Raw genomic sequence first — 26381 nt, forward strand, 5'->3', positions numbered from 1 at the left:
GAGGGAGATAAAGGTGGTCAGACAACAATCATTAACAGGAAAACAAAAAGCAGCAATACTTCTAATCTCCCTTGGTCCAGATGTGTCAGCTCAAGTCTATAAACACTTAACAGAGGAAGAAATTGAAAAACTGAGTTTAGAAATATCATCGGTTCAAAAAGTGGAATCGAATACGAAAGAAGATGTTCTTGATCAATTTCACCAGCTGGCATTGGCACAAGATTATATTGCACAAGGTGGAATAGGATATGCAAAAACAGTATTAGAAAAAGCGTTCGGGAAACAAGAAGCAGATGGCATTATTAATCGTTTAACATCTTCCTTACAAGTTAGACCGTTTGATTTTGCCAGAAAAGCAGATCCGCAACAAATATTAAATTTTATTCAAAATGAGCATCCACAGACCATTGCACTTGTCTTATCCTATTTGGATGCAGAACAAGCAGGACAAATTCTATCGGAATTGCCAACAGATATGCAGGCTGATATAGCAAAACGGATTGCATTAATGGATTCTACTTCACCTGAAATTATTAGCCAAGTGGAACAGATTTTAGAACGAAAAATATCTTCTTCCATAACAGAAGACTACACACAAACTGGAGGCATTCAATCTGTCGTAGAGGTGTTAAACGGGGTAGACCGTAGTACAGAACGAACGATATTAGATGCATTAGAAATACAAGACCCTGAATTGTCAGATGAAATTAAAAAACGGATGTTTGTATTTGAAGATATTGTAATCCTAGATAATCGTGCCATTCAACGGGTTATTCGTGAAGTGGACAATGATGACTTACGTTTGTCCTTGAAAGTAGCTAGTGATGAAGTGAAGGAAATAGTCTTTAAGAACATGTCACAACGTATGGCCGATACATTCAAGGAAGAGATGGAGTATATGGGTCCAGTTCGCCTACGAGATGTAGAAGAAGCGCAAACAAGGATTGTGACTACGATTCGCCGCTTAGAAGAAATCGGGGAAATTGTCATCGCACGTGGTGGAGGAGATGATATCATTGTCTAGTTTGCAAGAAAAAGTAATCAAAATTAGACCGATTGAGCGAAAAGCGTCAATTCCAGACAAACAGGAAGAGCAGGACAATTTACACCACGAATACAAATTATTAGAAACACAGATTGCCGAAGCGAAACAAACACTAGCCGATTTGCAACAAGAACAAGATGCACTGCTCCAAGAAACAAATGAAAAAATTAACCAAGCAAAATCAAATTGGGAAACAGAAAAAAAGCAATTAATGGATGAGGCACAACAACAAGGATACAATGTAGGTTTTGACAAAGGGAAAGAAACAAGTCTAGAACAGTATCAGAACTTAATAGAACAAGGTAATCATATCGTTACGACTGCGCAAAAAGATTATTATACTACCGTTGAACAAAGCGAGGAAACGATTGTAACGTTGTCCATTCAAATTGCTGAAAAAATAGTAAAGCAACACCTAGCTTCAAATGCTGATGCATTTTTACCAATTGTAAAAGGTGCATTAAAAGAACTAAAGGATTTTGCTTCCATAGCTATTTATGTAAGTCCAGAAAAGTATGCATTTCTCATGGATCAAAAAGATGAATTAGTAAGCTATATTGATGCAGAAACGAAGCTGTCGATCTATTGTAAACAAGAATTGGAGCCTGATAGTTGTCTGATTGAACACCCGTATGGTCAGATTGATGCCAGTGTTGATACACAGTTAGAGCAAATTAAACAAGTGTTACACGAACTTGCGAGTGAGGAATAGGTGATGTATAAAAATCAGTATGAAGCTGCCATTGAACAAGTCGATACGTATAAACGGTATGGAAAAGTGTTGCGAATTGTCGGATTGATGATTGAATCACAAGGACCAGATGCAAACATTGGGGATGTGTGCTATATCCATACAGCAAATCAACGAAAGCAACCTGTTTTATCAGAAGTGGTTGGATTTAAAAAAGAAAAAATTATTTTAATGCCATACGGTGAAGTGAGAGAAATAGGACCAGGTTGTTTAGTTGAATCAACTGGAAAACCATTGACCGTTAAAATTGGCCGAAGCCTAATCGGACAAGTAGTTGATTCCATCGGCAGACCTTTAGATGGTTCTAAATTACCAAAAGGTCTTTCGAATTATTTAACAGAACAATCTCCACCTAACCCCTTATCACGAACAGCAATTTCTGAGCCTATTCAAGTAGGGGTAAAAGCGATTGATACGATGTTATCGGTAGGAAAAGGCCAACGAATTGGTATTTTTGCAGGAAGTGGTGTTGGAAAAAGTACACTACTAGGGATGATTGCTCGCAATAGTAGTGCAGATATTAATATTATTGCTCTAATCGGAGAGCGTGGACGTGAAGTCCGTGAATTCATTGAAAACGAATTAGGCGAACAAGGTCTTGCAAAATCAATTGTTGTAGTTGCCACGTCAGATCAACCCGCATTAATGCGTATTAAAGGAGCATATACCGCAACAGCCATTAGTGAATACTTTCGAGATTTAGGTTTTCAAGTGAACTTAATGATGGACTCAGTTACTCGAGTAGCAATGGCACAACGGGAGGTAGGTTTAGCTACAGGGGAACCACCAACCACAAAAGGGTATACACCATCTGTTTTTGCTACACTACCGAAATTATTAGAACGAACTGGTACAAGCGATACGGGAACTATCACAGCCTTTTATACCGTGTTAGTAGATGGGGATGACATGAATGAACCTATCGCAGATACAGTCAGGGGAATATTAGATGGTCACTTTGTACTAGATCGCAAGCTCGCAGAACAAGGACAGTTTCCCGCTATCAATATTTTAAAATCTATTAGTCGTGTGATGAATCATATCGCAACCAAAGAACATTTGGATGCAAGTCAACAGCTCCGAACCCTACTAGCAACTTATGAAGAAAATAGTGAACTAATTCAAATTGGAGCCTATAAACGTGGTACTGATCAGACGATTGATAAAGCCATTATGTACTATCCAAAAATTCAAGACTTTTTAAAACAAGGGATTCACGATTACCATACGTTGCAAGAGTCCATTGAACAAATGCAACAACTGCTTCTTGGGGGTGCTAAAAGATGACAAATACAGTAACCTTAACAAAAATCTTACACATACGAGAAAGAGAAAAAAAAGATGCACAAAAGGCTTATCAACATGCGATGGATAGCTTTGAAGATATCGCAACACAATTATATACACTTTTAAAGAAAAAAGAAGATGCTGAAAAAGCCTATGATCATTACTTACAATCGACGGCACCAATTGATAGATTAAAAGAACAATCAAACTACATTGAACGCTTAAGTCAACAGATTGTACATTTACAACAAAAAGTACAACAGGCTAGAAACCAAATGAATGGTAAACAGGATCAATTAACCAAAGCACACGTAGAAGTAAAAAAATTTGAGAAGCTTATTGAAAACCGTGAACAAAAACAAGCAGCAAGGCAAAAGCAAATGGAAAATATAGCGATGGATGAAACATCAGTTCAACAATTTTTAAGCTATCAGACTAGGTGAATATTATGGCAAATCAAGCAAAAGAAGAAAAAAAGAAATTACATCCGATTGTATGGTTCTTTTTTGCAATTATTATTCCACTCATCGTTGTCATTACGTTAACGGTTATTATTTTATCTGTGTCAGGATTTAATGTTTTGGACTGGACAAAAGAGAAAGTAAATAATATCCCTGTTTTATCGAATGTTGTCACAACAGAAGAGGAAAGGGAAGAAGAAACAAAAGACGACAATAATAACGAAAAGTTGACAGAACAGTTGGCAAGTAAGGATCAAGAGATAGAGGGTTTAAACCAAGAAATTAGACAATTTGAATCGATTATTGAGCAAATGGAACAAGAAATAGCTCGATTAGAGGGGAATATAGAGGACGCAGAAGCTGAGACAGCAGAAGAACAATCATCTTCAGAATCGACGAAAACGATCGCTAAATCATTTGAAGAGATGGATAATGGACAAGCGGCATCCATTATGGAAACAATGGGAACAGACTTAGCTGTATCCATTTTAAAAGAAATTTCTGATGATGTGCGTGGTAGTATTTTTGATGAAATGGACCCAGAGATCGCAGCTGAATTAACACAGTCATTTGTTGAAAGTAACTAAATAACTTACCTTGAAAGGGGGTGAAAAAGGTGAATGGAATGGCAATGGTTTTTCAACAATTGGTTCCCAAGCAAGCATCTAGTTTGCAAGTTCAATCATCTAATCTGCGTAAACCAGTAAATAATGAGGGAAATGCTTTTGGACGTTTATTAGGAGAAATGCAGGGAAATGAATCGGATGATAAATGGAACTTGATGGAACTTCTCTCATCCTTGCCTGACAATGTAAAGGATTCTGTAATGGATATGCTGTCACAAATAGAAAATGGTGAGCACAGTCAGTTAGGTGAATTATCAAAGCTCCTTGAATCTAGTGATTTTAACAAACAGGAAGAGGTATTGAAAAAGCTAGGTACATTACTAGATAATCAAATGCCTATTCAACGTACAGAAAATGATTCAATGTTAATCGGTAATCCGATCATGCAAAAAGTGGAAAATTTAATTTCTAGTGACGAACAGGTGCAAAGTGAGTTAGCAGCTCTTGTTAAAAAAATAGTGCCATTACTACAAGATGTGCAGAAAGCATCAACTCTGCAGGATATACAAAGAATAGCACCATCTATTCTAAAGCTATTAGAACAATGGACAGCACTAGATAAAAAATTGCAATCCCAACAAGGATCAAATACGTTAATTGATACTGCCTTTTCAAAAGTAGATCAGTCGTCAAAAGAACAAGCAATTTGGAAAGAGCTAATTCAAGCGTATCAAAAGCGGGATCAACTGGTGGCCAAACAGCAATATAATGCAAATGCAACAATCACCAGTAAGGATGTAGTGAAATGGTTGCAAAAAGCCTTTTCGAATCAATTGGCAAATACCGAGAATTCAAATGGTGTGTCATTCACAACAAATGCACCAATGTCACGAATTGAACAATATGTTATCCAGGTGAATCCGACACAGAGATCTAAATCGGTTGATCAACAATTGATAAATGAATTCCAAAAAGTAATGAAAACAAGTCAGTTCTTATCGATGAGTAATGGGAATTCACAACTCGCTATTAGGTTACAGCCGGACACACTTGGAGATATGATGGTTCGATTTACACAAGTAAATGGTGAAATGACAGTCAAAATTCTAGTTTCATCGGTAGCCGCAAAAGAGATGTTAGAGTCTAACTTACATCAGTTAAAAAACATGTTTTCACCACACCAAGTAACGATTGAAAGACAGGATCTGCAAACACAGCAATCACAAAATCTGAATGCCGATCAAGAAGATCAATCGATGAGCGAGCAAGATCAAGATCAGTCAAACCAATTTGATGAGTCTGATGAACATCGAGAAGGAGAGCAGGAGGATTTTGAAACACAATTCCAAGATATATTACAAAAAGAGGAAGTGTAGGTGAATAAATTGACTACCATAGATCCATCTTTGTACTTAAAAAATCAAACGACAGAAAGAACACCAAGTCCTAATCTCGGGAAAGATGAATTCTTGAAAATTTTAATGACACAATTACAAAATCAAGATCCATTAAAACCAATGGAAGATAAAGAATTCATTTCACAGATGGCATCTTTTTCTTCACTGGAGCAAATGATGAATATGACCAGCTCCATTGATCAGCTAGTCGCAAACCAAACTGTTTCTCCTATTATTGAGTATAGTCATATGATTGGAAAGGAAATTTCTTATCAAAGGTACAACAAAGAAACAGGGGAGCAAGAAGATATTGAAAAAAGCAGTGTAATTGCTGTTAGTCAAGATGAAGGTTATGCCGTTCTTGAGTTGAAAAATGGTGAAAAGATATATGCTGATGATGTTGTAAAAGTGAGCGAACCACAAAAAGAGACAGGTGAGCGTGAAGAAACCTCATCTGAAGTGGATGATATAGAAGGAAGTGAATAACATGGATCATCGTATTCATTCCATTCAGCCACACCATACAGTACATATCCCAAATGTCAAAAAACAGGAATCAAAACAATCATCAAACCTAAATTTTCGGGATATTTTGCAGCAACAACAAGATTTAAAAGTGAGTAAACATGCACAGCAACGAATGGATGAACGAAATATTCAATTGAATGAGAAACAGTGGAATACGATTACTGCAAAAATTGGAGAAGCAAAACAAAAAGGTGTGACCGATTCATTAGTGTTAACAAATGATACAGCACTATTAGTAAGTACAAAGAATAATACCGTTGTAACCGCAATGAATCGAGAAGAAGCAACTAGTAAAATTTTCACAAACATTAATGGAACCATTCTAATTAATGAATAGGCTGGACCCTTTTGGGAGGCCTTAAGCTGTTGACTGATTGATACAGCTTCACGCTATTTTAATAAAAGGGGAGAATGATAAAATGCTACGTTCAATGTATGCTGGAATTTCTGGAATGAAAAACTTCCAAACCAAATTAGATGTAATCGGAAATAACATTTCAAATGTGAACACGTCTGGCTTTAAAAAAGGGCGGGTTACATTTCAAGATATGATGAGTCAAATGACTTCTGGTGCACAAGGACCAACAGATACACGAGGTGGGGTAAACCCGGCACAAGTTGGTTTAGGTTCACAACTTGGATCAATTGATAATATTCATACCCAAGGTTTCCGCCAAACAACAAACAATCCACTTGATTTTGCCTTAGAAGGAGATGGGATGTTTGTGGTTGCGGAAGGATTTGAGGGGAATGGAGGTAATGTGAACCTAGATGATGTTAGTGTATCCTATACACGTGCTGGGAATTTTTATTTAGATGAGACAGGAAACATTGTGAATCCACAAGGTCTTTATTTGATGGGGTTCTCGGCAGCTGGAGAAGGACAAACAGCAAGTGTTATCAATGATGAAGAAGGTAATCCATTAGCTTTGGTCATTTCAGATGAAGATAATATTGTAAGTGTAACTGAAGTTGATGAAGAAGGTAATCTAGGTAATAATAATGTATCACCTAATACTGATGATACTTATCTATTAAATGGTGAGGACATAACGATCACCCTTGATGAAACAATATCCGCTAGTATTAATGGCACCACTCTTGATGTTAATGAGGGAAAAATCAATCCATTTGTTACCAGCCCAATCAACATCCCTGACACAGCTCAAAGCTTCAGTGTCCAAACTAACGGAACTGTTAATTACATTGACGAAAATGGACAAACCCAAGTCGCTGGTCAAGTTGCTATCGCTAATTTCTCTAACCCAGCAGGTCTGGAAAAAGCAGGAAGCAACCTTTTCCTCAATAGTGAAAATGCTGGTTATAACGGGTTATCGATCCCAGAAACAGAGGGTGTTGCCTCTATTGTTAGTGGTGCACTGGAAATGTCTAATGTTGATTTATCGGAAGAATTCACAGAGATGATAACAGCACAACGTGGATTCCAGGCAAATACCAAAATCATTACAACATCAGATGAAATATTACAAGAACTTGTTAACTTAAAAAGATAAGTAAGGGGGGAGGGAGTACCATTTAAGTAATTTCTGACTTCTCGGTACTCCCGCCAATTTATGATTCGCTTAACCAGATTAAATGGTGAACGATTTACTTTAAATGCATTTATGATCGAACAAATACAGTCCCATCCAGACACGACAATTACCTTAACAAGTGGAAAAAAATTAGTTGTGAAAGACTCAGAAGCAACCGTTATGGAGTTGGTAACATCATTTTATAGGCGTGTAGGATTGGTTGGATGGCAACAGCAGGTAGGTGATGAAGATTGAGTGGGCTTGTGAAAACAATGATCACTTCACTTATTAGTTTACTCGTAATTGGCATCATAGCCCTTGCTGTTTTCTTATACCTTACAAATGAAAAAGAAGCTAGTGGTGAACAAACCATTGATGATATAGTGGAATACTCTTATGAAACATCAGATATAACGACCGATTTAGAGGATGGTACATTTGTAAGGATTCAATTTCAAATTGTGACGGATGGAAAAGATGCAAAAGAAGAAATTTCCAAGCGTGAATTTCAGTTGAAAAATATCTTAATTAAAGAGTTAGCAACCATGAATGAGGAAGATTTTAAAGCAGGCCTATCTGATATTGAAGATGTCGTACAGCTACGGCTAAATGAATTGATGACAGAGGGTAAAGTTACCGATGTATATACGATTAATAAGATTTTACAATAGGCTTAAAACTCCAATATGGAGGTGAGGAATTCTTGGTAGAAGAGGTACTGTCGCAAAATGAGATAGATGAACTATTATCAGCCATATCTTCGGGTGAAATGAATGCCGATGAATTAAAGAAAGAAGAAAAAGAAAATAAAGTTCGCGTGTATGATTTTAAACGTGCGTTACGATTTTCGAAAGATCAAATTCGGGGGTTAGCACGTATCCACGAAAATTATGCTCGGTTATTAACAACCTTTTTCTCCGCGCAATTACGAACATATGTCAATATCTCAGTTGCGTCGGTTGATCAAATCCCTTATGAAGAATTTATAAGGTCTGTTCCTGAAATGACCATATTGAATATATATAGTGTTGCCCCGTTAGATGGGCGCATGGTAATGGAGATTAATCCCAATATTGCCTATTCGATGCTAGATCGATTACTTGGCGGAAGAGGTAGTAGTGTCAGTAAAGTAGAAAAGTTGACCGAAATTGAAACGTTATTAATGTCACAGTTATTTGAAAAGTCGATTGTTAATTTACAAGAAGCATGGGAATCGCTAATCGAAATTGATCCAGTGTTAGAGGATTTTGAAGTAAATCCACAGTTTTTGCAAATGGTTTCTCCTAATGAAACAGTAATTGTTGTATCATTAAATACGACAATCGGGAATGAAAGTGGCATGATTAATATTTGTATTCCCCATATTGTATTAGAGCCTATAATTTCAAAACTGTCCGCGCATTACTGGATGCAATCGAAACCAAAAGATCGTGATCCTGAAGCGTATAGTAAATTAACAGATAATATTCAAGAAGTAGAGGTAGAAGCGACAACAATATTAGGGAAAGCTTCTATTAATATAGAGCAGTTTTTGCAGCTACAAAAAAAGGACGTTATTGCTTTAGACCAATCGATTGAAAAACCATTAACCTTAACTATTAATAAGGAACCAAAATTTTATGTACAGCCAGGTAAATATAAAAATAAATTATCTGCACAAGTACTGGAGGATATAAAAGGGGTGAATGAATTTGATGAATGATGATGGAATGCTTTCCCAAGATGAAATAGATGCACTGTTAAAAGGGAACGAGGAGGAAGTCGAAACCCCAAACAATAAAGAAAAGGTAGAAGATTACTTATCAACAATTGAAATAGATACATTGGGTGAAATTGGAAATATTTCGTTTGGTAGTTCTGCTACAACACTATCAACACTATTAAATCAAAAAGTAGATATCACAACACCTGAAGTAACGGTGATTAAACTTGAAGAAGCAAAGGAAGCGCTGAACTTTGACCATATTACAATTCAAGTTGACTATATAGAAGGGTTCTCAGGCCAAAATGTGCTTATTATGAAAACAGAGGATGCTACCATTATTTCTGATATTATGCTAGGTGGAGATGGTACAAATCCAGATGAGACCCTAAATGAAATTCATATTAGTGCTGTCCAAGAAGCGATGAATCAAATGATGGGTGCTGCAGCAACAAGTATGTCTACTGTTTTTAGCAAACGTGTTGACATATCACCACCTACTATTGAGGAAATAGACCTTGATCGTAAGGATGAGGCACCATTGGATGACGATCCACTTGTTAAAGTGTCATTTCGGCTAAAGATTGGTAATTTGATAGACTCTAATATTATGCAGTTGATTCCAGTTCAATTTGCTAAGGAGCTAGCAGGACAATTGCTAAACCCAACGGAGTTAACAGAATCTACTCAAGATCAAACGCAACCAGAAATGGATTTTGCCAATATCGCAAAAGAAGAAGCGGCTGTAACGATGGAACAGCCAGTGAAAGATACAGCTCAGCCTGAACCAGCGGTAGCAAGTACTTCAATGGCAAATCAACCGCAAGCAACGAATGCACAACCACAATTTTTAGGAAATCAACTGAATCAAAATAACGCACAAATACAACAAGCCACTTTTTCTAATTTTGAACAGGAAGCGTTAAATAAGAATGAACAACGTAACCTTGATATGTTAATGGACATACCGTTAAAAGTGACAGTAGAACTCGGAAGAACGAAACGTACTGTGAAAGACATTCTCGACTTAACGTCTGGTTCGATTATTGAACTTGATAAATTAGCAGGAGAACCTGTTGATATACTTGTCAATGATAAATTAGTTGCAAAAGGGGAAGTGGTTGTAATCGATGAAAATTTTGGTGTACGAGTTAGTGACATCTTAAGTCAATCCGAAAGATTAATGAAATTAAAATAGATTACTAGGGGGATGTAACAAAATGGCTAATAGTATTTTAATTGTAGATGATGCAGCATTTATGCGAATGATGATCAAGGATATTCTAGAGAAAAACGGCTTTAAAGTAGTTGGAGAGGCTCAGGATGGAAATGAAGCAGTTGAACAGTATAATGAATTAAAACCTGACCTTGTCACAATGGATATTACAATGCCAGAAAAAGATGGAATTACAGCATTAAAAGAAATTAAACAATCCAACCCAGATGCAAAAATAATTATGTGTTCTGCTATGGGGCAACAAGCAATGGTAATTGATGCGATTCAAGCCGGTGCTAAAGATTTTATTGTGAAGCCATTTCAAGCAGATCGTGTGATTGAAGCAATCCAAAAGGCGTTGAACTAAGAAATGAGTGAGCATGGTGAATACAAAGACCTATCTACGTATATGTATGCTATTTATACTCCTAGTAAGTAGCATGGTATCTGTTGTACAGGCAGAAACACCAAGTATACCAAATGTATCGGACTGTTTAGAAGAAGGTGCAGATTGTCCCGATGAAGAACCTTCATCGATTAATGACACAGAAAACGAAACAAATGAGGAAAGTAATGGAAATGGGAATGATGAAGTAGTTGGCGGAAGTACTGGACCTTTATTTTTTGATTTTATCAAGCTAATTTTCGCTTTACTATTAGTACTAGCACTCATTTACTTTTTATTAAAGTTTGTCAATAAGCGAAATAAGCTATTTTCTAATGTGAAAGCATTAGATAACCTTGGTGGCATATCAGTTGGAACAAATAAGTCCATTCAGATTATACGTATCGGCTCACGCTTTTTTGTAATTGGTGTAGGGGACAACATCGAAATGTTACAAGAGATAACGGATGAAGAACTGATTAATGATTTAACGCAACAGAAGGATGTGGGAGGTTTTGATCCAAATGGGTTTATATCCTCCTTTTTACAAAAACGATCAAATCCTTCTAAGGACGATGGTAGTACAAACCAATCCAACCAAACATTTAAAAAGTTGTTTACAACAGAGTTAGATCAACTGAAACAACAACGCAAAAAAATCATGAACCAGCATAAGGAAGATTACCATGAATGAATTTATTGATATGTTTTCCAATTCTGATCCATCATCTGTTGCAACATCTGTCAAATTATTATTATTGTTAACCGTTCTCTCATTAGCACCTGGAATTTTAATCTTAATGACTAGTTTTACAAGAATTGTCATCGTTTTGTCGTTTGTGCGAACATCATTAGCAACACAACAAATGCCTCCAAACCAAGTGTTGATTGGGTTAGCATTGTTCTTAACTTTTTTTATCATGGCTCCAACATTTAGTGAGATTTATGAAGAGGCATTACAGCCACTTTTTGATGAAGAAATAACATTAGACGAGGCATATGATCAAGCCAGTATACCAATAAAAGACTTTATGGCTCAACATACAAGGCAAAAGGACTTAGCACTGTTTATGAATTATGCAGAGATGGATAGACCAGAAACTGTACAGGATATTCCATTAACAACATTAGTGCCCGCTTTTGCGATTAGTGAGTTAAAAACCGCATTTCAAATGGGTTTTATGATATTTGTTCCCTTCTTAATTATCGATATGGCAGTTGCCAGTGTTCTAATGTCTATGGGAATGATGATGCTACCACCAGTAATGATTTCTTTGCCATTTAAAATACTATTGTTTGTCTTAGTAGATGGTTGGTACTTAATTACACACTCATTACTAGAGGGTTTTTAATGTTAGGTTTATAAATTGTTCCAAAAGGAGGTTGTGTTTGCTTGAGTAGGGAGTATGTTTTAGCGTTAGCTGAAAATGGCGTTTATACCATATTATTGATAACAGGTCCCTTATTATTGTTAGCATTAGCGGTTGGGCTTTTAGTTAGTATATTCCAAGCCACAACACAAATTCAAGAACAAACACTTGCCTTTATTCCAAAAATAGTTGCTGTGTTAGTAGGGTTAGTATTTTTTGGTCCTTGGATGTTAACAACAATTCTTGATTTCACAGAAAATCTATTTCAAAACTTAAATAGATTTGTAGGGTAGACGACTATGTTAGACATGATCAACTTTTCGACGGTTCCGATGTTTTTACTAGTTTTTGTTCGTGTGATGGCATTTTTCGTAACAATGCCTTTACTTTCTTATCGGACAGTTCCAACACAATTTAAAGTAGGATTTAGTTTTTTTCTTGCCATGGTGATGTTTTATACTATTGAGCCAATAGATCTAATGTTTGATGAACAGTTTCTACTACTATTAATCAAAGAAATTATTGTAGGGTTATTGATTGGGTTACTTGCCTATATTATTCTTTCTGCAGTACAAATTGCAGGCGGTTTTATTGATTTCCAAATGGGATTTGCCATTGCAAATGTGGTAGATCCACAAACTGGTGCTCAAAGCCCGTTAATTGGTCAGTATTTCTATATTTTTGCGTTACTATTTCTTTTATCGGTCGATGGACATCATTTATTAATAGATGGAATTTTTTATAGCTACCAATTAATTCCAATTGATGCGTTTGTTCCTTTTCAGAATGAAGAGAATGTCATGTTTGTCATCGAAACGTTTAATAAAATGTTTCTAATCGCATTTCAAATAGCTATTCCTATTGTGGGCTGTTTGTTTTTAGTGGATGTTGCGCTAGGGATTATTGCTCGAACTGTTCCACAATTAAACGTGTTTGTTGTTGGGTTACCGTTAAAAATATTAGTTAGTTTTCTTGTTATACTCATTTTCCTTAGTCTTTATGTCGTTCTTGTTAAGAATTTGTTTGGCTTTATGTTTGAAGCAATTCGTACACTAATGCAGTTATTCGGAGGTGCTTAACTTGCAATTGAAACTAGATTTGCAATTTTTTGCAGGGGGAGCTGGCGAAAAAACAGAAAAAGCAACTCCGAAGAAAAGACAAGATGAACGAAAGAAAGGGAAAGTGGCCAAAAGTCAAGATGTTAATACAGCAATATTATTGTTATGTAGTTTCATTGTTTTATTTGTATTTGGCAGTATGATGAAAGAAAATCTGACAACGTTATTTGAATACACGTTTACGGAATATATCGAGTGGAATGTAACCGAACAATCCGTCTATCAAGTGTTTGTTAGTGGATCCATTGAAATGGCAAAAATGCTTGCTCCGATCATGATTGTAGCCATTATTGCTGGGCTAGCTGCTAACTTAACACAAATTGGCTTTCTTTATACAACGGAGCCATTAAAAATGGATCTCAAAAAAATTGATCCAATTCAGGGTGCAAAACGTATATTTTCCGTTCGTGCACTTGTGGAGTTATTAAAGTCCCTTTTTAAAATTGTTTTTATTGGGGTCATTACGTTTGCTGTTATTTGGTTATTTAAAGATGATATGATGATGCTCGCATTTAAAAATGCCGATAACGCAGTAGCTTTTTTTGGACAAACAACCATTATCATGGGGATTTCAACTGCTATAGCATTATTGTTTTTATCTATTTTTGATTATGTTTACCAACGATATGATTATGAGAAAAACATGAAAATGTCTAAACAGGACGTTAAAGACGAGTACAAGAACACGGAAGGTGATCCATTAATCAAATCCAAGATTAAAGAAAAACAAAGAGAAATGGCAAACCGACGAATGATGAGTGAAGTCCCAAAAGCAGATGTCGTTATTACGAACCCAACCCATTTTGCCATCGCTATAAGGTATGATGAAAATCAGGCAAGTGCTCCATATGTGATAGCAAAAGGTGCAGATCATTTAGCTTTTCGAATTAAAGAAATTGCTAAAGCGCATGATGTGGTGATGGTTGAAAATAAACCATTAGCTAGGTCCATGTATGATGTGATTGAAATTGGGGATGTCATACCAGAACAATTTTATCAAGCTGTAGCAGAAGTATTAGCCTATGTTTATCGATTAGAAAATAAAGTTTAAGCAATAAGGAGAGACACCTCATGAAGGCACGTGATTTATCCGTTCTTTTAGCTGTTATATTAATTATTATCATGTTAGTCATCCCATTACCTGGGTGGCTCTTAAGTATTCTTATTTTATGTAATATATCGTTAGCACTAATTGTTATTCTTGTATCCATGAATACTCAAGAAGCATTACAGTTTTCAATCTTTCCTTCTCTCTTATTGCTATTAACCTTATTTCGATTAGGACTAAATGTCTCGACTACGCGTTCTATTTTGTCGGAGGCTGATGCTGGTGGTGTTGTCGATACGTTTGGAACATTTGTAATTGGAGATAATCCTTTAGTAGGTTTTGTTGTATTTATTATTCTAGTCATTATTCAATTCTTAGTAATTACCAAAGGTGCTGAGCGTGTATCAGAAGTAGCAGCACGTTTTACATTAGATGCAATGCCAGGGAAACAAATGAGTATCGATGCTGATTTAAATGCTGGCTTAATATCAGAACAACAGGCAAAAGAACGACGAGAAAAAGTCGAAAATGAAGCTGATTTTCATGGGGCAATGGATGGTGCTAGTAAGTTTGTTAAAGGAGATGCAATTGCTGGGATCGTTATCGTTTTAATAAATATTATTTTTGGTTTAATTATTGGCATGGTTCAAATGGACTTATCCTTTCAGGAAGCAATTAATACGTATATGCGTTTAACAGTAGGGGATGGTCTTGTTAGTCAGATCCCTGCCTTATTAATTGCTACTGCAACAGGAATTGTTGTCACACGCGTAAGTAGTAAGGGTAACCTAGGTAGTGATGTCACTGAGCAGTTGCTACAATACCCAAAATTATTATTTATTGCAGCAGGAACCATTTTCTTCTTAGGATTAACGCCAATAAACTTCTTTTTAACGACTATTTTAGCAGGTTTATTAGCACTTAGTGGTTACTTATTGTTGCAACAAGCCAATGAAAAAGATGTACCAGATATAGAAGAAGATGATGAAACAGAGGCATCAGAAATGAAATCACCTGAAAATGTCATCAATTTAATAACAATGGATCCAATTGAATTTGAATTTGGTTATTCATTAATTCCGCTAGTAGATGCTAGTCAAGGTGGCGATCTGTTGGACCGTGTTGTCATGATTCGGAGACAATTGGCAGTAGAACTAGGATTGGTTGTTCCAGTTGTTCGGATACGTGATAATATTCAACTTAACCCAAATGAGTATCGATTAAAGGTGAAGGGAAATGAAGTTGCTTCTGGTGAACTATTATTAGATCATTATCTTGCGATGACACCAGATATGGATGATGACGCCATTGAAGGAATAGATACCAAAGAGCCAGCTTTTGGATTACCAGCAAAATGGATTTCAGAAGAGCAAAAGGATGAAGCAGAATTATCTGGTTATACGGTTGTAGATCCGCCATCTGTGGTTTCCACACATATAACGGAAGCAATTAAGCAACATGCACATTTTTTACTAGGACGTCAAGAAACGAAAGAACTGATCGATCATCTAAAAGAAAATTACCCTATACTCGTAGAAGAAGTGACACCAGAACCATTGTCAGTTGGAGATGTCCAGAAAGTACTTGCTAAACTATTAAGGGAAAATGTGTCTATACGAAATTTACCGATTATATTTGAAACATTAGCAGACTTCGCAAAAATGACTAATGATACAGAGTTATTAGGAGAATATGTACGACAGTCGCTTGCTTCACAAATAACGAAACAGTATGCATCTGAGGATATGTCTATCAATGTTATAACCGTATCTGGAGCAGTTGAAAAAATGATTGCAGAAAATATACAACAAACAGAGCATGGAAATTATTTAGCGCTTGATCCAGAATCACAACAAACGATTATTAAAACAATCCATGAAGAGGTAGAAAAATTAACGTTACAAGAGGAGACTGCGATTGTTTTATGCTCTCCTGCAATACGAATGTATCTGAAGCAGCTTCTTGATCGATTTTTACCACAGGTGGTTGTCTTATCTTATAATGAACTAGAACCAAGTGTTCATGTTCAAAGTGTCGGGGTGGTGAATGTAGCATGAAAGTAAAAAAATTTATTGCACCAACAATGCCAGAAGCAATGAACCAAGTCCGAAAAGAACTTGGAAAAGAAGCCGTTATTTTAAATTCTAAGGAAGTATATAAAGGTGGATTTTTAGGCTTCTTTAAGAAACGAAATATTGAAGTAATTGCAGCACTTGATCCACAACCAAAGGCACCAAAACAAATAAAGACGAAGCAAAAAAACATAGATGACAAGAAACCGTTAAAGCCGAAAGAGTCAACTGATCAAGATATATTAAATGAGTTAAAACAGTTAAAAAAACTGGTCAGTACCCAATCTATGCAGCTGGATAACACCTATAAACCAGTTTATCAAACAGCATTCCAATATTTGATTGATCAAGAAGTAGAAGAGGGTCTAGTAAAAGAAATTATTGATGAAGTGATGAAGACGTTTGAAGAGAAGGAAATGGAACCAGAGCAATCTATGGTATTTTCAGAAACAAAAAAAGAAATGGAAAGAAAGTTAGAAACAGTAACATTCGAAGGAATTACGATGGAAAAAAAGGTAATTCATTTTGTTGGACCAACAGGGGTTGGAAAAACCACGACCATTGCCAAGATTGCCGCAATGCACATGTTATCAAAAAAGAAAAAAGTTGCGTTTATCACAGCAGATACGTATCGGATTGCAGCAATTGAACAATTGAAAACATATGCACGAATTTTAGACGTACCATTAGAGGTTGCATATGATTTAGATGGGTATAAAACAGCGATTGAATCATTTTCTGATTATGACTTGATTTTGGTAGATACTGCTGGTCGAAATTTCCGTGATAAGAAGTTTGTCCATGAGTTAAAAAGCAATATTGATTTTAATGATGATATTGAAACCTATCTAGTTCTATCCCTTACAGCAAAAGCAAAAGACATTCAAGAGATTTACGAACAATTTCATCATATTCCAATTAAAGAGTTGATTTTCACCAAAATTGATGAAACAACACAATACGGGAGTATCTTCACTACAGCACTGAAAAACAACATTGGGGTAGCATATATTACGAACGGTCAAGATGTACCCGATGATTTGATTGAACCTTCTCCTTCTTATATAAGTAATCTGATAATGGAGGCGTATCGTGATGCGTGATCAGGCGGCGAATTTACGCTATAAACTTCAAAGGATGAATAGCATGAAGAAAGGGAAAACCATTTCGGTTGTGAGTGGTAAAGGTGGGGTTGGAAAATCAAATGTAGCATTAAATTTCGCATTGGAATTGATACAATATAAGAAAAAGGTACTTATCTTTGATTTGGATGTAGGTATGGGAAACATTGACATTTTACTAGGGTTACAGGCAGAGCAAACAATTGTTGATATGTTTACCAAACAACTATCAATCTATGATATTATTGAATCAGGGCCTAAAGGCTTATCCTATATTGCAGCAGGAACTGGTTTAACCAATTTTTTTGCGTTAGATCAAACGAAAATTGACTATTTTTTTCAACAGTATGATCAACTAATCGAGGTATATGATTATATTATTTTTGATATGGGTGCAGGGATTACCCAGGATAGCTTGCTATTTATTATGGCATCTGATGAGTGTTTTGTTGTCACAACACCAGAACCAACATCAATTACAGATGCTTATAGTATGGTAAAACATATCTTGAATAACAAAAAGAATATGCCGATATATATCATAATGAATCGAACTCCAAGTCTTAAAGATGGTAAAAAAGCACTAGAAAGATTTCAGCGTGTTGTGTCACAGTTTCTAGGTGTTACGATTCATATGATGGGGGTTTTGCCTGATGACAAAGTCGTTACAAATGCGGTTATGAGACAAATCCCCTTTACACTATTAAATGATCATGCAATGGTTTCCAAAGCAATAAGACAAGTTACTAGAAATTACATTACTGATACAAGTGATGCTAACAAACAGGATCCCTTTACATTTGTACAGAAATTAAAACATTTTATAAAGAGGTAATTTCGATGAATCCCATACGTGTAATTATAATTGATGACTCTGCTTTTATGAGAAAAATGCTCCAAGATATGTTGGCAAGTGATGATCGTATTGAAGTTATCGCTACTGCTAGAAATGGAGCCGATGGTGTTCAAAAAGTCGAACAATTGAAACCTGATGTCATTACGTTAGATGTCGAAATGCCAGTAATGGATGGAATAACAGCGCTAGAACATATTATGAAGTTAATACCTACACCAACAATCATGTTGTCAAGTGTGACAGGTGAAGGAGCGTCCAAAACAGTACAGGCAATTACAAGAGGTGCAATTGATTTTATTCAAAAACCATCAGGCTCCATCTCATTGGACATTATGAAATTAAAAGACGATATTATTGAAAAGGTTGTTACAGCCTCTCAAACTAAACCACATAAAGGGATGCATTCTGAAGCTACTAATTTAAAAGCAACGACAAAAGTGATCTATCAATCTATTAATAATAATGAAAAGAAAATCGTTGCAATCGGAACTTCTACCGGAGGACCAGGAGCGTTACAGCGCGTGATAACAGATCTACCTAATGATTTTACAACCCCTATTGTCATTGTACAACATATGCCACAGGGCTTTACAAAATCGTTAGCAGATCGATTAAATACATTAACAGATATACATGTAAAAGAAGCAAATCACGGGGAAATTGTACGAGAGAAAACAGCTTATATAGCACCAGGAGATTACCATATGAAAGTGAGACAGACAGGTACATCTTTAGCAATTGAGCTTACAAAAGATCCTTTGCGACATGGACACAGACCGTCTGTAGATACACTATTTGAATCATTGGCAGATATAAGGAACATTACGAAAATAGCGGTTATTTTAACTGGTATGGGATCGGATGGTGCGATTGGCATTAAGGCATTAAAGGAAAAGGATGATCAAGTGATTGTCATTACCGAATCAGCAGACTCAGCGATTGTCTATGGAATGCCAAAAGCAGCTGTCAAAACTAATTATGTAAACGAAATGGTTCATTTACATCAAATAGGAGATTACATAACAAGGATTGGTAATAAATCAGGGGGGATGTAAGAATGGATACATCACAATACTTAGATGTGTTTATTGATGAGAGTACAGAACATGTAGAGGATCTGTATAATTATTTACTAGAATTGGAGAAAAACCCAACCGAGACGAACCTAATCGAAGAGATTTTTCGTGCTGCACATACACTAAAAGGAATGTCTGCAACAATGGGATTCCAAGATGTTGCAAATTTAACACATAAACTAGAGAATGTTTTTGATGGGATCCGTTATGAACGGATAAAAATTGACGCTACCATCATGGATGTTATCTTTCAGGCAGTGGATAACCTTAATGCCATGATAGAAGATATTGCTGCCGGTGGAGATGGAAAAGGTGATGTAAGTACAATCGTTGCTAATCTAGAAAAAATTGAAAACGGTGAAGTTGTAACGAAGGAAAATGATGCTGCAGCGACGGTAGAGGGTACTGTAGAAACTGATACTACTACTTCAAACTTGGATGAATTTGAATTATCGATTCTAGAGGAGTCCCGCGACCGTGGCTTTCATAATTATGAGGTTACAGTCCAGTTACGAGAGGATTGTCTTTTAAAAGGTGCACGGGTTTTTATGGTTTTTGAAGTACTTGAAAAGTTAGGGGAAGTTATTAAATCAACCCCACCTGTAACCGATCTAGAAGAGGAAAATTTTGATTATTCATTTACTGTACTTTTCGTATCACAATCAAGTAAAGAAGAAATTCAAAAAAGTATCGAAAAAGTGTCCGAAATCGAACATGTTACGATAAATCTTTTTTCAGTTGAAGCATACAAACAGCAACTTATCGATCAAGAAGAACAGTCATCAGTGCTAACTTTTGAGGAGAAAAAAGAAAAAACAGAGGATAAATCTGATAAGGCACCGAAAGCAAAATCCAAAAAACCGACAAGTAAAACAATTCGTGTCAATATTGAACGATTGGATATTTTGATGAATTTATTCGAAGAACTGGTCATTGATCGTGGACGTTTAGAACAAATTGCATCGGAGTTAAATAATAATGATTTACAAGAAACAGTAGAACGAATGACACGGGTTTCGGGTGATTTACAAAATATAATTCTCACCATGCGAATGGTTCCAATTGACCAAGTATTCAACCGTTTCCCACGAATGATTCGTCAATTAGCACGGGATTTACAAAAAGAAGTTGATATCGAGATTATTGGTGCTGAAACAGAGCTAGATCGGACTGTAATCGATGAAATTGGAGATCCATTAGTCCATTTGATCCGTAATGCAATCGATCACGGCATTGAAACGCCTGATGTACGAAAGCAAAAAGGAAAACCAACACAAGGAACTATTAAACTACAAGCATACCATAGTGGTAACCATGTCTTTATTGAAATATCAGATGATGGTGCCGGGATCAATAAAGAGAAAGTATTAAAAAAGGCATTGGAAAATGGGGTTATTACGGAAAGTACAGCTAATAATCTAACCAATCAACAAATCTATGAATTAATTATGGAAAGTGGTTTTTCTACTGCAGATTCAGTTTCTGATATATCAGGTCGTGGTGTAGGGTTAGATGTTGTAAAAAATACAATTGAATCACTAGGTGGCAACATCACAATAAATGCTGAAGAAAATCAAGGGTCAATCTTTTCTGTACAACTACCGTTAACATTATCCATTATGTCTGTTTTATTAGTAGAACTTAGTGATGAAACGTATGCGATCCCATTGTCTTCTATCATCGAAACGGCAATTATCCAAAAAAGTCAAATCATGCATGCACATAATAAGAAAGTCATTGATTTTAGAGGAAATATCGTACCACTAACATTCTTAAATGAAGTGTTTGAAACCGAACAAACAATAGCCGATCAAGATTATATTTCAGTTGTTATTGTTCGGAAGGGTGATAAAATGACTGCACTTGTTGTAGATTCTTTTATTGGTCAACAGGAAGTAGTATTAAAATCATTAGGTAATTATTTATCCAATACCTTTGCTATATCAGGAGCAACGATATTAGGTGACGGTCAAGTTGCCTTAATTATCGATAGCAATGTACTTGTAAAATAAATTTTGGGGGGATTTAACATGGAAAATGAAATGACAAATGATAAAAAGGTTATTGTATTTCAATTGAAGGATGAGGAATATGCTGTATCCGTTCAACAAGTAGGCTCCATTGAACGCATGCAGCCGATTACACGTGTGCCTCAAACGGCAGATTTCGTAAAAGGTGTAATCAATTTACGTGGTGTTGTTACACCAATTATTGATTTAAGAGCTCGCTTTGGAATAGAAGCAAGTGAAATGAGCGAATCAACACGTATCATTATTGTCTACTTGGATGATATGGAAGTCGGATTGATTGTGGATGCTGCTAATGATGTAATTGATATCCCAGAAGATGCTATTGAACCTGCTCCAGAAGTGGTAGGTACTGTTGATGCAGACTATATAGATGGAGTAGCAAAATTAGATAATCGACTTCTAATATTATTAAATTTGCCAAAAGTGCTATCGAAAGAAGAAATAAATGAACTGAAAACAGTAGAAGGGTAAGTCCAATGGATTTCAAACAACTTTCTAATGAACAATTAGATGTCTTAAGGGAAATAGGTAATATCGGAGCAGGAAATGCAGCTACATCCATGTCAGCAATTATCAATCGAAAAATAGAGATGGAGATGCCATCTGTTAATATTGTGGCTTTTGATGATCTAATGGACTTAATTGGAGGACCTGATCAACCAATAGTTGCCATTTTTATTCGTATCCAAGGAGAAGCACCAGGTACTGTTTACTTTTTATTATCTATTAAGGAAGCGGAATATTTAGTAAGAGAGATTACAAATGATCCTAGCTTCACGCTATTAGACGATCAAGAACCAAGTAAAATAGCAATCTCCGCATTACATGAGATAGGTAATATATTAGCAGGTTCTTATTTATCAGCACTATCTGATTTTACAAATATAATGATGCAACCATCGATCCCACACTTGAGTATTGATATGGCAGGAGCTGTTTTAACTGTAGGGTTATTGGAGCTGTCGCAAGTTACAGATTATGCCATTGTCATTGATACAACCATTAATGATAAGGATACAAGTGGTATACACGGGCACTTTTTCCTGTTACCAGATCCTGAATCTTTTGATAAAATATTTTCTGCATTAGGAATACAACATGATGGATAATATGAAATCAATCGTTAAAGTAGGTATTGCAGATTTAAATATTGTTACAGCCCCAGATATTATTCGTACTTCTGGTTTAGGTTCCTGTGTGGGTATTGTAATCTATGATTTATCCAAAAAAATTGCTGGATTAGCTCATATTATGTTACCTGATTCAACATTAGCTAAAAGAAACTCAATTAATACGTTCAAATATGCTGATACAGCGATTGATAGCTTAATAGAAAAACTTCTCCAAAAAGGTGCAAAAAAATATGCTCTAAAAGCGAAACTGGCTGGTGGAGCAGAAATGTTTCAATTCGCATCTCCTTCTGAAATGATGCGAATTGGACCAAGAAATGTTGATGCAACAAAAGTGAAGTTAAAGGAATATAATATTCCAATTGTCGCAATGGATGTTGGAGGAAACAGTGGAAGAACCATTGAATTTAATCCAGCTACAGGTGAACTAGCCATACGAACTGTTAACAAAGAACTGAAAACAATTTAATGTAAAAGTAGGGGGAGCACTCCAATGCAACCAACAACATCTCCTCTAGAGCAAACTTTATGGGAAAAGTGGATACAATATCAAGATATGGAAGCAGCCAATGGCTTGATTGAACATTACATGTATCTTGTTCATTTTCATGTAGAAAGAATAGGAATACATTTACCTCGTAATGTTAATAAAGACGACCTTCATAGCTTTGGACTATTAGGTTTATATGATGCCTTGAAAAAGTTTGATATTAGTCGCGACTTAAAATTTGATACGTATGCGTCTTTTCGTATTCGCGGAGCAATTATGGATGGTTTGCGAAAAGAAGACTGGTTACCACGTTCTACTCGAGATAAGACGAAAAGGGTTGAACAAGCTATTGAGCAATTGGAAAAAAGTAATCATCGTTCACCAACAGCGAAAGAGATTGGAGAATACCTTGACCTTCAAGTAAATGAAGTAGAGTCCATTTTAAAAGATTCGCTTTTTGCTAACATTTTATCGATTGAAGAAAAACCCAAAGATAATTATGATGATTTTAAAGAGGGTGTCGGCTATATGGTCGCAGATGAAACCAATCAGACACCTGAAGAACGTGTGCAACAAGTAGAACTTGAAACAGAACTAGTTGAAGGGATAAAATCTCTGAATGAAAATGAGCAAATGGTTATTAGTCTGTTTTATAATGAAGAATTAACATTGACCGAAATTGGACAAGTTTTGAATTTAACTACTTCAAGAATTTCACAAATACACAAAAAGGCAATCGTAAAACTAAGGGAGACCCTGAATAAACTTTCACCATGATATTTCTCCCATTTAAATTTCTTTCATGTCTTTTCGTTTAAGGCTGTTTTATAAAAGATTGTTGCTTTTTCAAACATTAAACTTAATGCATAGTTGATGTATTATGCGCAGTAGTTTAGCTTATGAATACCGCTACGGAAAAACACTTCGCTTTCCGCGGGGGAGTGGTAAGCCTCCTCGGGCTATCGCCCTGTGGGGTCTCACCGATCTCCTACTTCCCGCAGGAGTCTCCGTGTTTTTCCTACGCTAGCTCGTGTTCTATTTCTTATTAATATCATCATTAATGCTAATACAATAGTTGATTGGAGCGTAGGACAGTCGACTCCTGCAAGAAAAGCACGTGTCCGAAGACCCCGGAGGAAGCGGTCTTCTTCCGATGTCTAGCTACAGCGCCTACCCCCTCGAGGTCTTAAGTCAATCCTCTTTGTGGCAAAAAACGCCACACCGAGGCTCGGCTTAAGCTTGTCGGGGGTGACCAAGGCACTTACGCTTTTCTATAGAGGAGGCTAAGGTCATGCCTGCGGTAAAGAAGACACTGTGAAAACGTAAAGTTTGAACAGATGTCGCACTTATGCCCGTGGTGAAAGCGACTGTCCGAAGCGGAAATCAATGGCACCATTTATTGCGCATTATATAGATTATGCGTTGTAGAAAACAACAGAGAATGCGAAAAAGAGCCTTGTTTAATTACTATTTTTAGGTAAGGAAGTGGGTCTATTGAGTTGGAGGTCAATAGAAATGCAGGTTGCGCTTCCAAGAACACAAGATGCAGGGAAACTCCAAGAAAATATGGCGAAGCAAAACCAACATTTTCAAGAGTCGCTTGCACAAAGTCAATTGAAACAAGACTTAAATAACAAAAAACGTGTAACGAAATTTGAAGATATAACAAAGGCTAGAATTAAGAAAGAAGAAAAACGTCATTCATCCATACCAGATGAGGAACAGGATAATCAAACTGATCAAGAATCTGATCAATATTTGAAACATCCTTTTTTAGGCAACCAAATTGATTATAACGGATAGAAGGGATTTTATGACAGCATTTTTATTTATCATTAGTTTTCTATTACACATCATTTCACTTATGATTATTGTCCAATTAAGTAAACAAGTACAAAAAATGCGGGCCAATAACCCAAGTGATATAATGGAGATTTTTGAAACGTATTTACAAGAAATAAAAGAAGAAAATAAAAAGTTACAGAGTACATTTCCCTTACATGTCCGTAAAAATGACCATATGGAAGATGAACAGACTAGTGAACAGGAAATCCCCGCTGAAGAAGGTGAAGCTGTCAGTGATACACAGCAAGATACATCTGAGCCAACACCACCAGATGTGCAAATAAACGATCAATTTGAAACGTCCATACAAGCACGAGTATTACAACTGTATGATTTGGGGTATACTGTAGAACAAATAGCGCAGGCATTAGATTGTGGAACAACAGAGGCAGCGTTAATTATTAAATTACATAAAAAATAGTAATTAATGCTTGAATGCATATATGTCATATGGTATATTTATTTTTGGTGTAAATACTATGCTTGATATGACTAAAGCAAGTAACTTACCACACACGTTAAGTAATTTGTATAATCGGTGCTGCTCCTAGAGGACAGTCTTTATACAAAGATGATCTTTAACGGAGGAATAAACCATTTAGGAGGAAAATATTATGTCAGTTATTTCAATGAAGCAATTGCTAGAAGCTGGTGTACATTTTGGACATCAGACACGCCGTTGGAACCCGAAAATGAAAAAGTATATTTTCACGGAGCGTAACGGTATTTATATCATTGACCTACAAAAAACAGTGAAAAAGGTTGATGAAGCGTACAATTACGTAAAAGATGTAGCAGCTAATGGTGGTACAATTCTTTTTGTTGGTACAAAAAAACAAGCACAAGACTCTGTACGTGATGAAGCAACACGTTCAGGCATGTTCTATGTGAACCAACGTTGGTTAGGTGGAACATTAACAAACTTCCAAACAATCCGTAAACGTATTAATCGTTTGAAAGATATTGAGCGTATGGAAGAGGATGGTACATTTGATGTACTACCGAAAAAAGAAACAGTAGATTTACTCAAAGAAAAAGAACGTCTCGTAAAATTCCTTGGTGGAATTAAAGAGATGGATAAACTTCCTGACGCATTATTTGTTATTGATCCTCGTAAAGAACGCATTGCCATTGCAGAAGCACATAAATTAAACATTCCAATCATCGGAATTGTTGATACAAACTGTGACCCGGATGAAATTGATTATGTGATTCCTGCTAATGATGACGCAATCCGTGCTGTTAAATTGTTAACTTCAAAAATGGCAGATGCTATTTTGGAAGTGAAACAAGGGGAAGAAACAGAAGAAGTACAGCAGGAAGAAGAAACAACAACTGCTGAAGCAGAATAA

31 protein-coding genes are annotated in these 26381 nt (G+C 36.1%); all 31 read left to right on the top strand.

The features are described from left to right. Positions 1-13 precede the first annotated feature (13 nt). Positions 14-1024 (top strand): flagellar motor switch protein FliG, encoded by a 1011-nt coding sequence (gene fliG / locus GHC26_RS10470; protein ID WP_163971221.1) that lies wholly within the window; start codon positions 14-16, stop codon positions 1022-1024. Further along, positions 1017-1757: a flagellar assembly protein FliH gene (fliH, locus tag GHC26_RS10475; RefSeq protein ID WP_163971222.1), complete on the top strand. Its 741-nt coding sequence runs from the start codon at positions 1017-1019 to the stop codon at positions 1755-1757. The genes fliG and fliH overlap by 8 nt, the downstream gene beginning before the upstream one ends. Positions 1758-1760: 3 nt before the next feature. After that, complete coding sequence (gene fliI, locus GHC26_RS10480; protein WP_163971223.1) at positions 1761-3083, top strand: flagellar protein export ATPase FliI; 1323 nt, start codon at positions 1761-1763, stop codon at positions 3081-3083. After that, positions 3080-3526, top strand: a complete 447-nt coding sequence (gene fliJ, locus GHC26_RS10485; protein WP_163971224.1) for a flagellar export protein FliJ — start codon at positions 3080-3082, stop codon at positions 3524-3526. Before fliI ends, fliJ begins: the two co-directional genes overlap by 4 nt. Positions 3527-3531: 5 nt before the next feature. Continuing rightward, positions 3532-4131, top strand: a complete 600-nt coding sequence (locus tag GHC26_RS10490) for a MotE family protein (protein WP_163971225.1) — start codon at positions 3532-3534, stop codon at positions 4129-4131. A 38-nt stretch (positions 4132-4169) separates the two neighbouring features. Continuing rightward, positions 4170-5486, top strand: a complete 1317-nt coding sequence (locus GHC26_RS10495; protein WP_226376920.1) for a flagellar hook-length control protein FliK — start codon at positions 4170-4172, stop codon at positions 5484-5486. Beyond that, positions 5487-5993 carry a flagellar hook assembly protein FlgD gene (gene flgD, locus GHC26_RS10500; protein WP_404821786.1) on the top strand — a complete coding sequence of 169 codons (507 nt, stop codon included), beginning with the start codon at positions 5487-5489 and terminating at the stop codon, positions 5991-5993. Position 5994: 1 nt separating this feature from the next. Continuing rightward, positions 5995-6372: a TIGR02530 family flagellar biosynthesis protein gene (locus GHC26_RS10505; RefSeq protein WP_163971227.1), complete on the top strand. Its 378-nt coding sequence runs from the start codon at positions 5995-5997 to the stop codon at positions 6370-6372. An 82-nt stretch (positions 6373-6454) separates the two neighbouring features. Next, on the top strand, positions 6455-7549 hold the full coding sequence (locus tag GHC26_RS10510) for a flagellar hook-basal body complex protein (protein ID WP_163971228.1): 1095 nt from the start codon (positions 6455-6457) through the stop codon (positions 7547-7549). 60 nt (positions 7550-7609) lie between these two features. Beyond that, positions 7610-7825, top strand: a complete 216-nt coding sequence (locus GHC26_RS10515; RefSeq protein ID WP_163971229.1) for a flagellar FlbD family protein — start codon at positions 7610-7612, stop codon at positions 7823-7825. 17 nt (positions 7826-7842) lie between these two features. Further along, positions 7843-8241: a flagellar basal body-associated protein FliL gene (gene fliL, locus GHC26_RS10520; protein ID WP_318937002.1), complete on the top strand. Its 399-nt coding sequence runs from the start codon at positions 7843-7845 to the stop codon at positions 8239-8241. A 32-nt stretch (positions 8242-8273) separates the two neighbouring features. Beyond that, positions 8274-9272, top strand: coding sequence for a flagellar motor switch protein FliM (gene fliM, locus GHC26_RS10525; RefSeq protein ID WP_163971231.1), 999 nt, complete (start codon positions 8274-8276; stop codon positions 9270-9272). Then, positions 9265-10470 (top strand): flagellar motor switch phosphatase FliY, encoded by a 1206-nt coding sequence (fliY, locus tag GHC26_RS10530; RefSeq protein ID WP_163971311.1) that lies wholly within the window; start codon positions 9265-9267, stop codon positions 10468-10470. The genes fliM and fliY overlap by 8 nt, the downstream gene beginning before the upstream one ends. A 22-nt stretch (positions 10471-10492) precedes the next feature. After that, entirely contained in the window at positions 10493-10855 is a 363-nt protein-coding gene (locus GHC26_RS10535) for a response regulator (RefSeq protein WP_163971232.1), read from the top strand. Positions 10856-10871: 16 nt separating this feature from the next. Beyond that, entirely contained in the window at positions 10872-11567 is a 696-nt protein-coding gene (locus GHC26_RS10540; protein ID WP_226376916.1) for a flagellar biosynthetic protein FliO, read from the top strand. Further along, positions 11560-12225 (top strand): flagellar type III secretion system pore protein FliP, encoded by a 666-nt coding sequence (gene fliP, locus GHC26_RS10545; RefSeq protein ID WP_163971233.1) that lies wholly within the window; start codon positions 11560-11562, stop codon positions 12223-12225. The genes GHC26_RS10540 and fliP overlap by 8 nt, the downstream gene beginning before the upstream one ends. 41 nt (positions 12226-12266) lie before the next feature. Then, on the top strand, positions 12267-12536 hold the full coding sequence (gene fliQ / locus GHC26_RS10550) for a flagellar biosynthesis protein FliQ (protein ID WP_163971234.1): 270 nt from the start codon (positions 12267-12269) through the stop codon (positions 12534-12536). 6 nt (positions 12537-12542) lie between these two features. Beyond that, positions 12543-13322, top strand: a complete 780-nt coding sequence (fliR, locus tag GHC26_RS10555; RefSeq protein ID WP_163971235.1) for a flagellar biosynthetic protein FliR — start codon at positions 12543-12545, stop codon at positions 13320-13322. Position 13323: 1 nt separating this feature from the next. Then, positions 13324-14412 carry a flagellar biosynthesis protein FlhB gene (gene flhB / locus GHC26_RS10560; protein ID WP_163971236.1) on the top strand — a complete coding sequence of 363 codons (1089 nt, stop codon included), beginning with the start codon at positions 13324-13326 and terminating at the stop codon, positions 14410-14412. 20 nt (positions 14413-14432) lie between these two features. Continuing rightward, positions 14433-16466 carry a flagellar biosynthesis protein FlhA gene (gene flhA / locus GHC26_RS10565; protein ID WP_163971237.1) on the top strand — a complete coding sequence of 678 codons (2034 nt, stop codon included), beginning with the start codon at positions 14433-14435 and terminating at the stop codon, positions 16464-16466. Continuing rightward, a complete protein-coding gene (gene flhF, locus GHC26_RS10570) occupies positions 16463-17584 on the top strand; it encodes a flagellar biosynthesis protein FlhF (protein ID WP_163971238.1) in 1122 nt (373 codons plus the stop codon). Before flhA ends, flhF begins: the two co-directional genes overlap by 4 nt. Before the next feature lie 43 nt (positions 17585-17627). After that, positions 17628-18437, top strand: a complete 810-nt coding sequence (locus GHC26_RS10575) for a MinD/ParA family protein (RefSeq protein WP_226376917.1) — start codon at positions 17628-17630, stop codon at positions 18435-18437. A 5-nt stretch (positions 18438-18442) separates the two neighbouring features. Next, a complete protein-coding gene (locus tag GHC26_RS10580) occupies positions 18443-19513 on the top strand; it encodes a protein-glutamate methylesterase/protein-glutamine glutaminase (protein WP_163971239.1) in 1071 nt (356 codons plus the stop codon). A gap of 2 nt (positions 19514-19515) precedes the next feature. Then, complete coding sequence (locus GHC26_RS10585) at positions 19516-21546, top strand: chemotaxis protein CheA (RefSeq protein ID WP_163971240.1); 2031 nt, start codon at positions 19516-19518, stop codon at positions 21544-21546. An 18-nt stretch (positions 21547-21564) separates the two neighbouring features. Further along, positions 21565-22035: a chemotaxis protein CheW gene (locus GHC26_RS10590; protein ID WP_163971241.1), complete on the top strand. Its 471-nt coding sequence runs from the start codon at positions 21565-21567 to the stop codon at positions 22033-22035. 5 nt (positions 22036-22040) lie between these two features. Beyond that, the gene (locus GHC26_RS10595) at positions 22041-22673 is read left to right on the top strand and encodes a chemotaxis protein CheC (protein ID WP_163971242.1); all 633 of its coding nucleotides are present in this window, start codon (positions 22041-22043) and stop codon (positions 22671-22673) included. Further along, the gene (locus GHC26_RS10600; RefSeq protein ID WP_226376918.1) at positions 22666-23163 is read left to right on the top strand and encodes a chemotaxis protein CheD; all 498 of its coding nucleotides are present in this window, start codon (positions 22666-22668) and stop codon (positions 23161-23163) included. Before GHC26_RS10595 ends, GHC26_RS10600 begins: the two co-directional genes overlap by 8 nt. A gap of 24 nt (positions 23164-23187) precedes the next feature. Then, a complete protein-coding gene (locus tag GHC26_RS10605; protein WP_163971243.1) occupies positions 23188-23961 on the top strand; it encodes a FliA/WhiG family RNA polymerase sigma factor in 774 nt (257 codons plus the stop codon). Between the two features lie 738 nt (positions 23962-24699). After that, positions 24700-24987: a hypothetical protein gene (locus tag GHC26_RS10610; protein WP_163971244.1), complete on the top strand. Its 288-nt coding sequence runs from the start codon at positions 24700-24702 to the stop codon at positions 24985-24987. Positions 24988-24997: 10 nt separating this feature from the next. Further along, complete coding sequence (locus GHC26_RS10615; protein WP_163971245.1) at positions 24998-25450, top strand: DUF6115 domain-containing protein; 453 nt, start codon at positions 24998-25000, stop codon at positions 25448-25450. Positions 25451-25643: 193 nt separating this feature from the next. Next, positions 25644-26381, top strand: coding sequence for a 30S ribosomal protein S2 (rpsB, locus tag GHC26_RS10620; protein ID WP_163971246.1), 738 nt, complete (start codon positions 25644-25646; stop codon positions 26379-26381).

Origin of the sequence: Oceanobacillus halotolerans, assembly GCF_010993955.1 — a bacterium.
Lineage (GTDB): Bacteria > Bacillota > Bacilli > Bacillales > Amphibacillaceae > Oceanibacillus_A > Oceanibacillus_A halotolerans.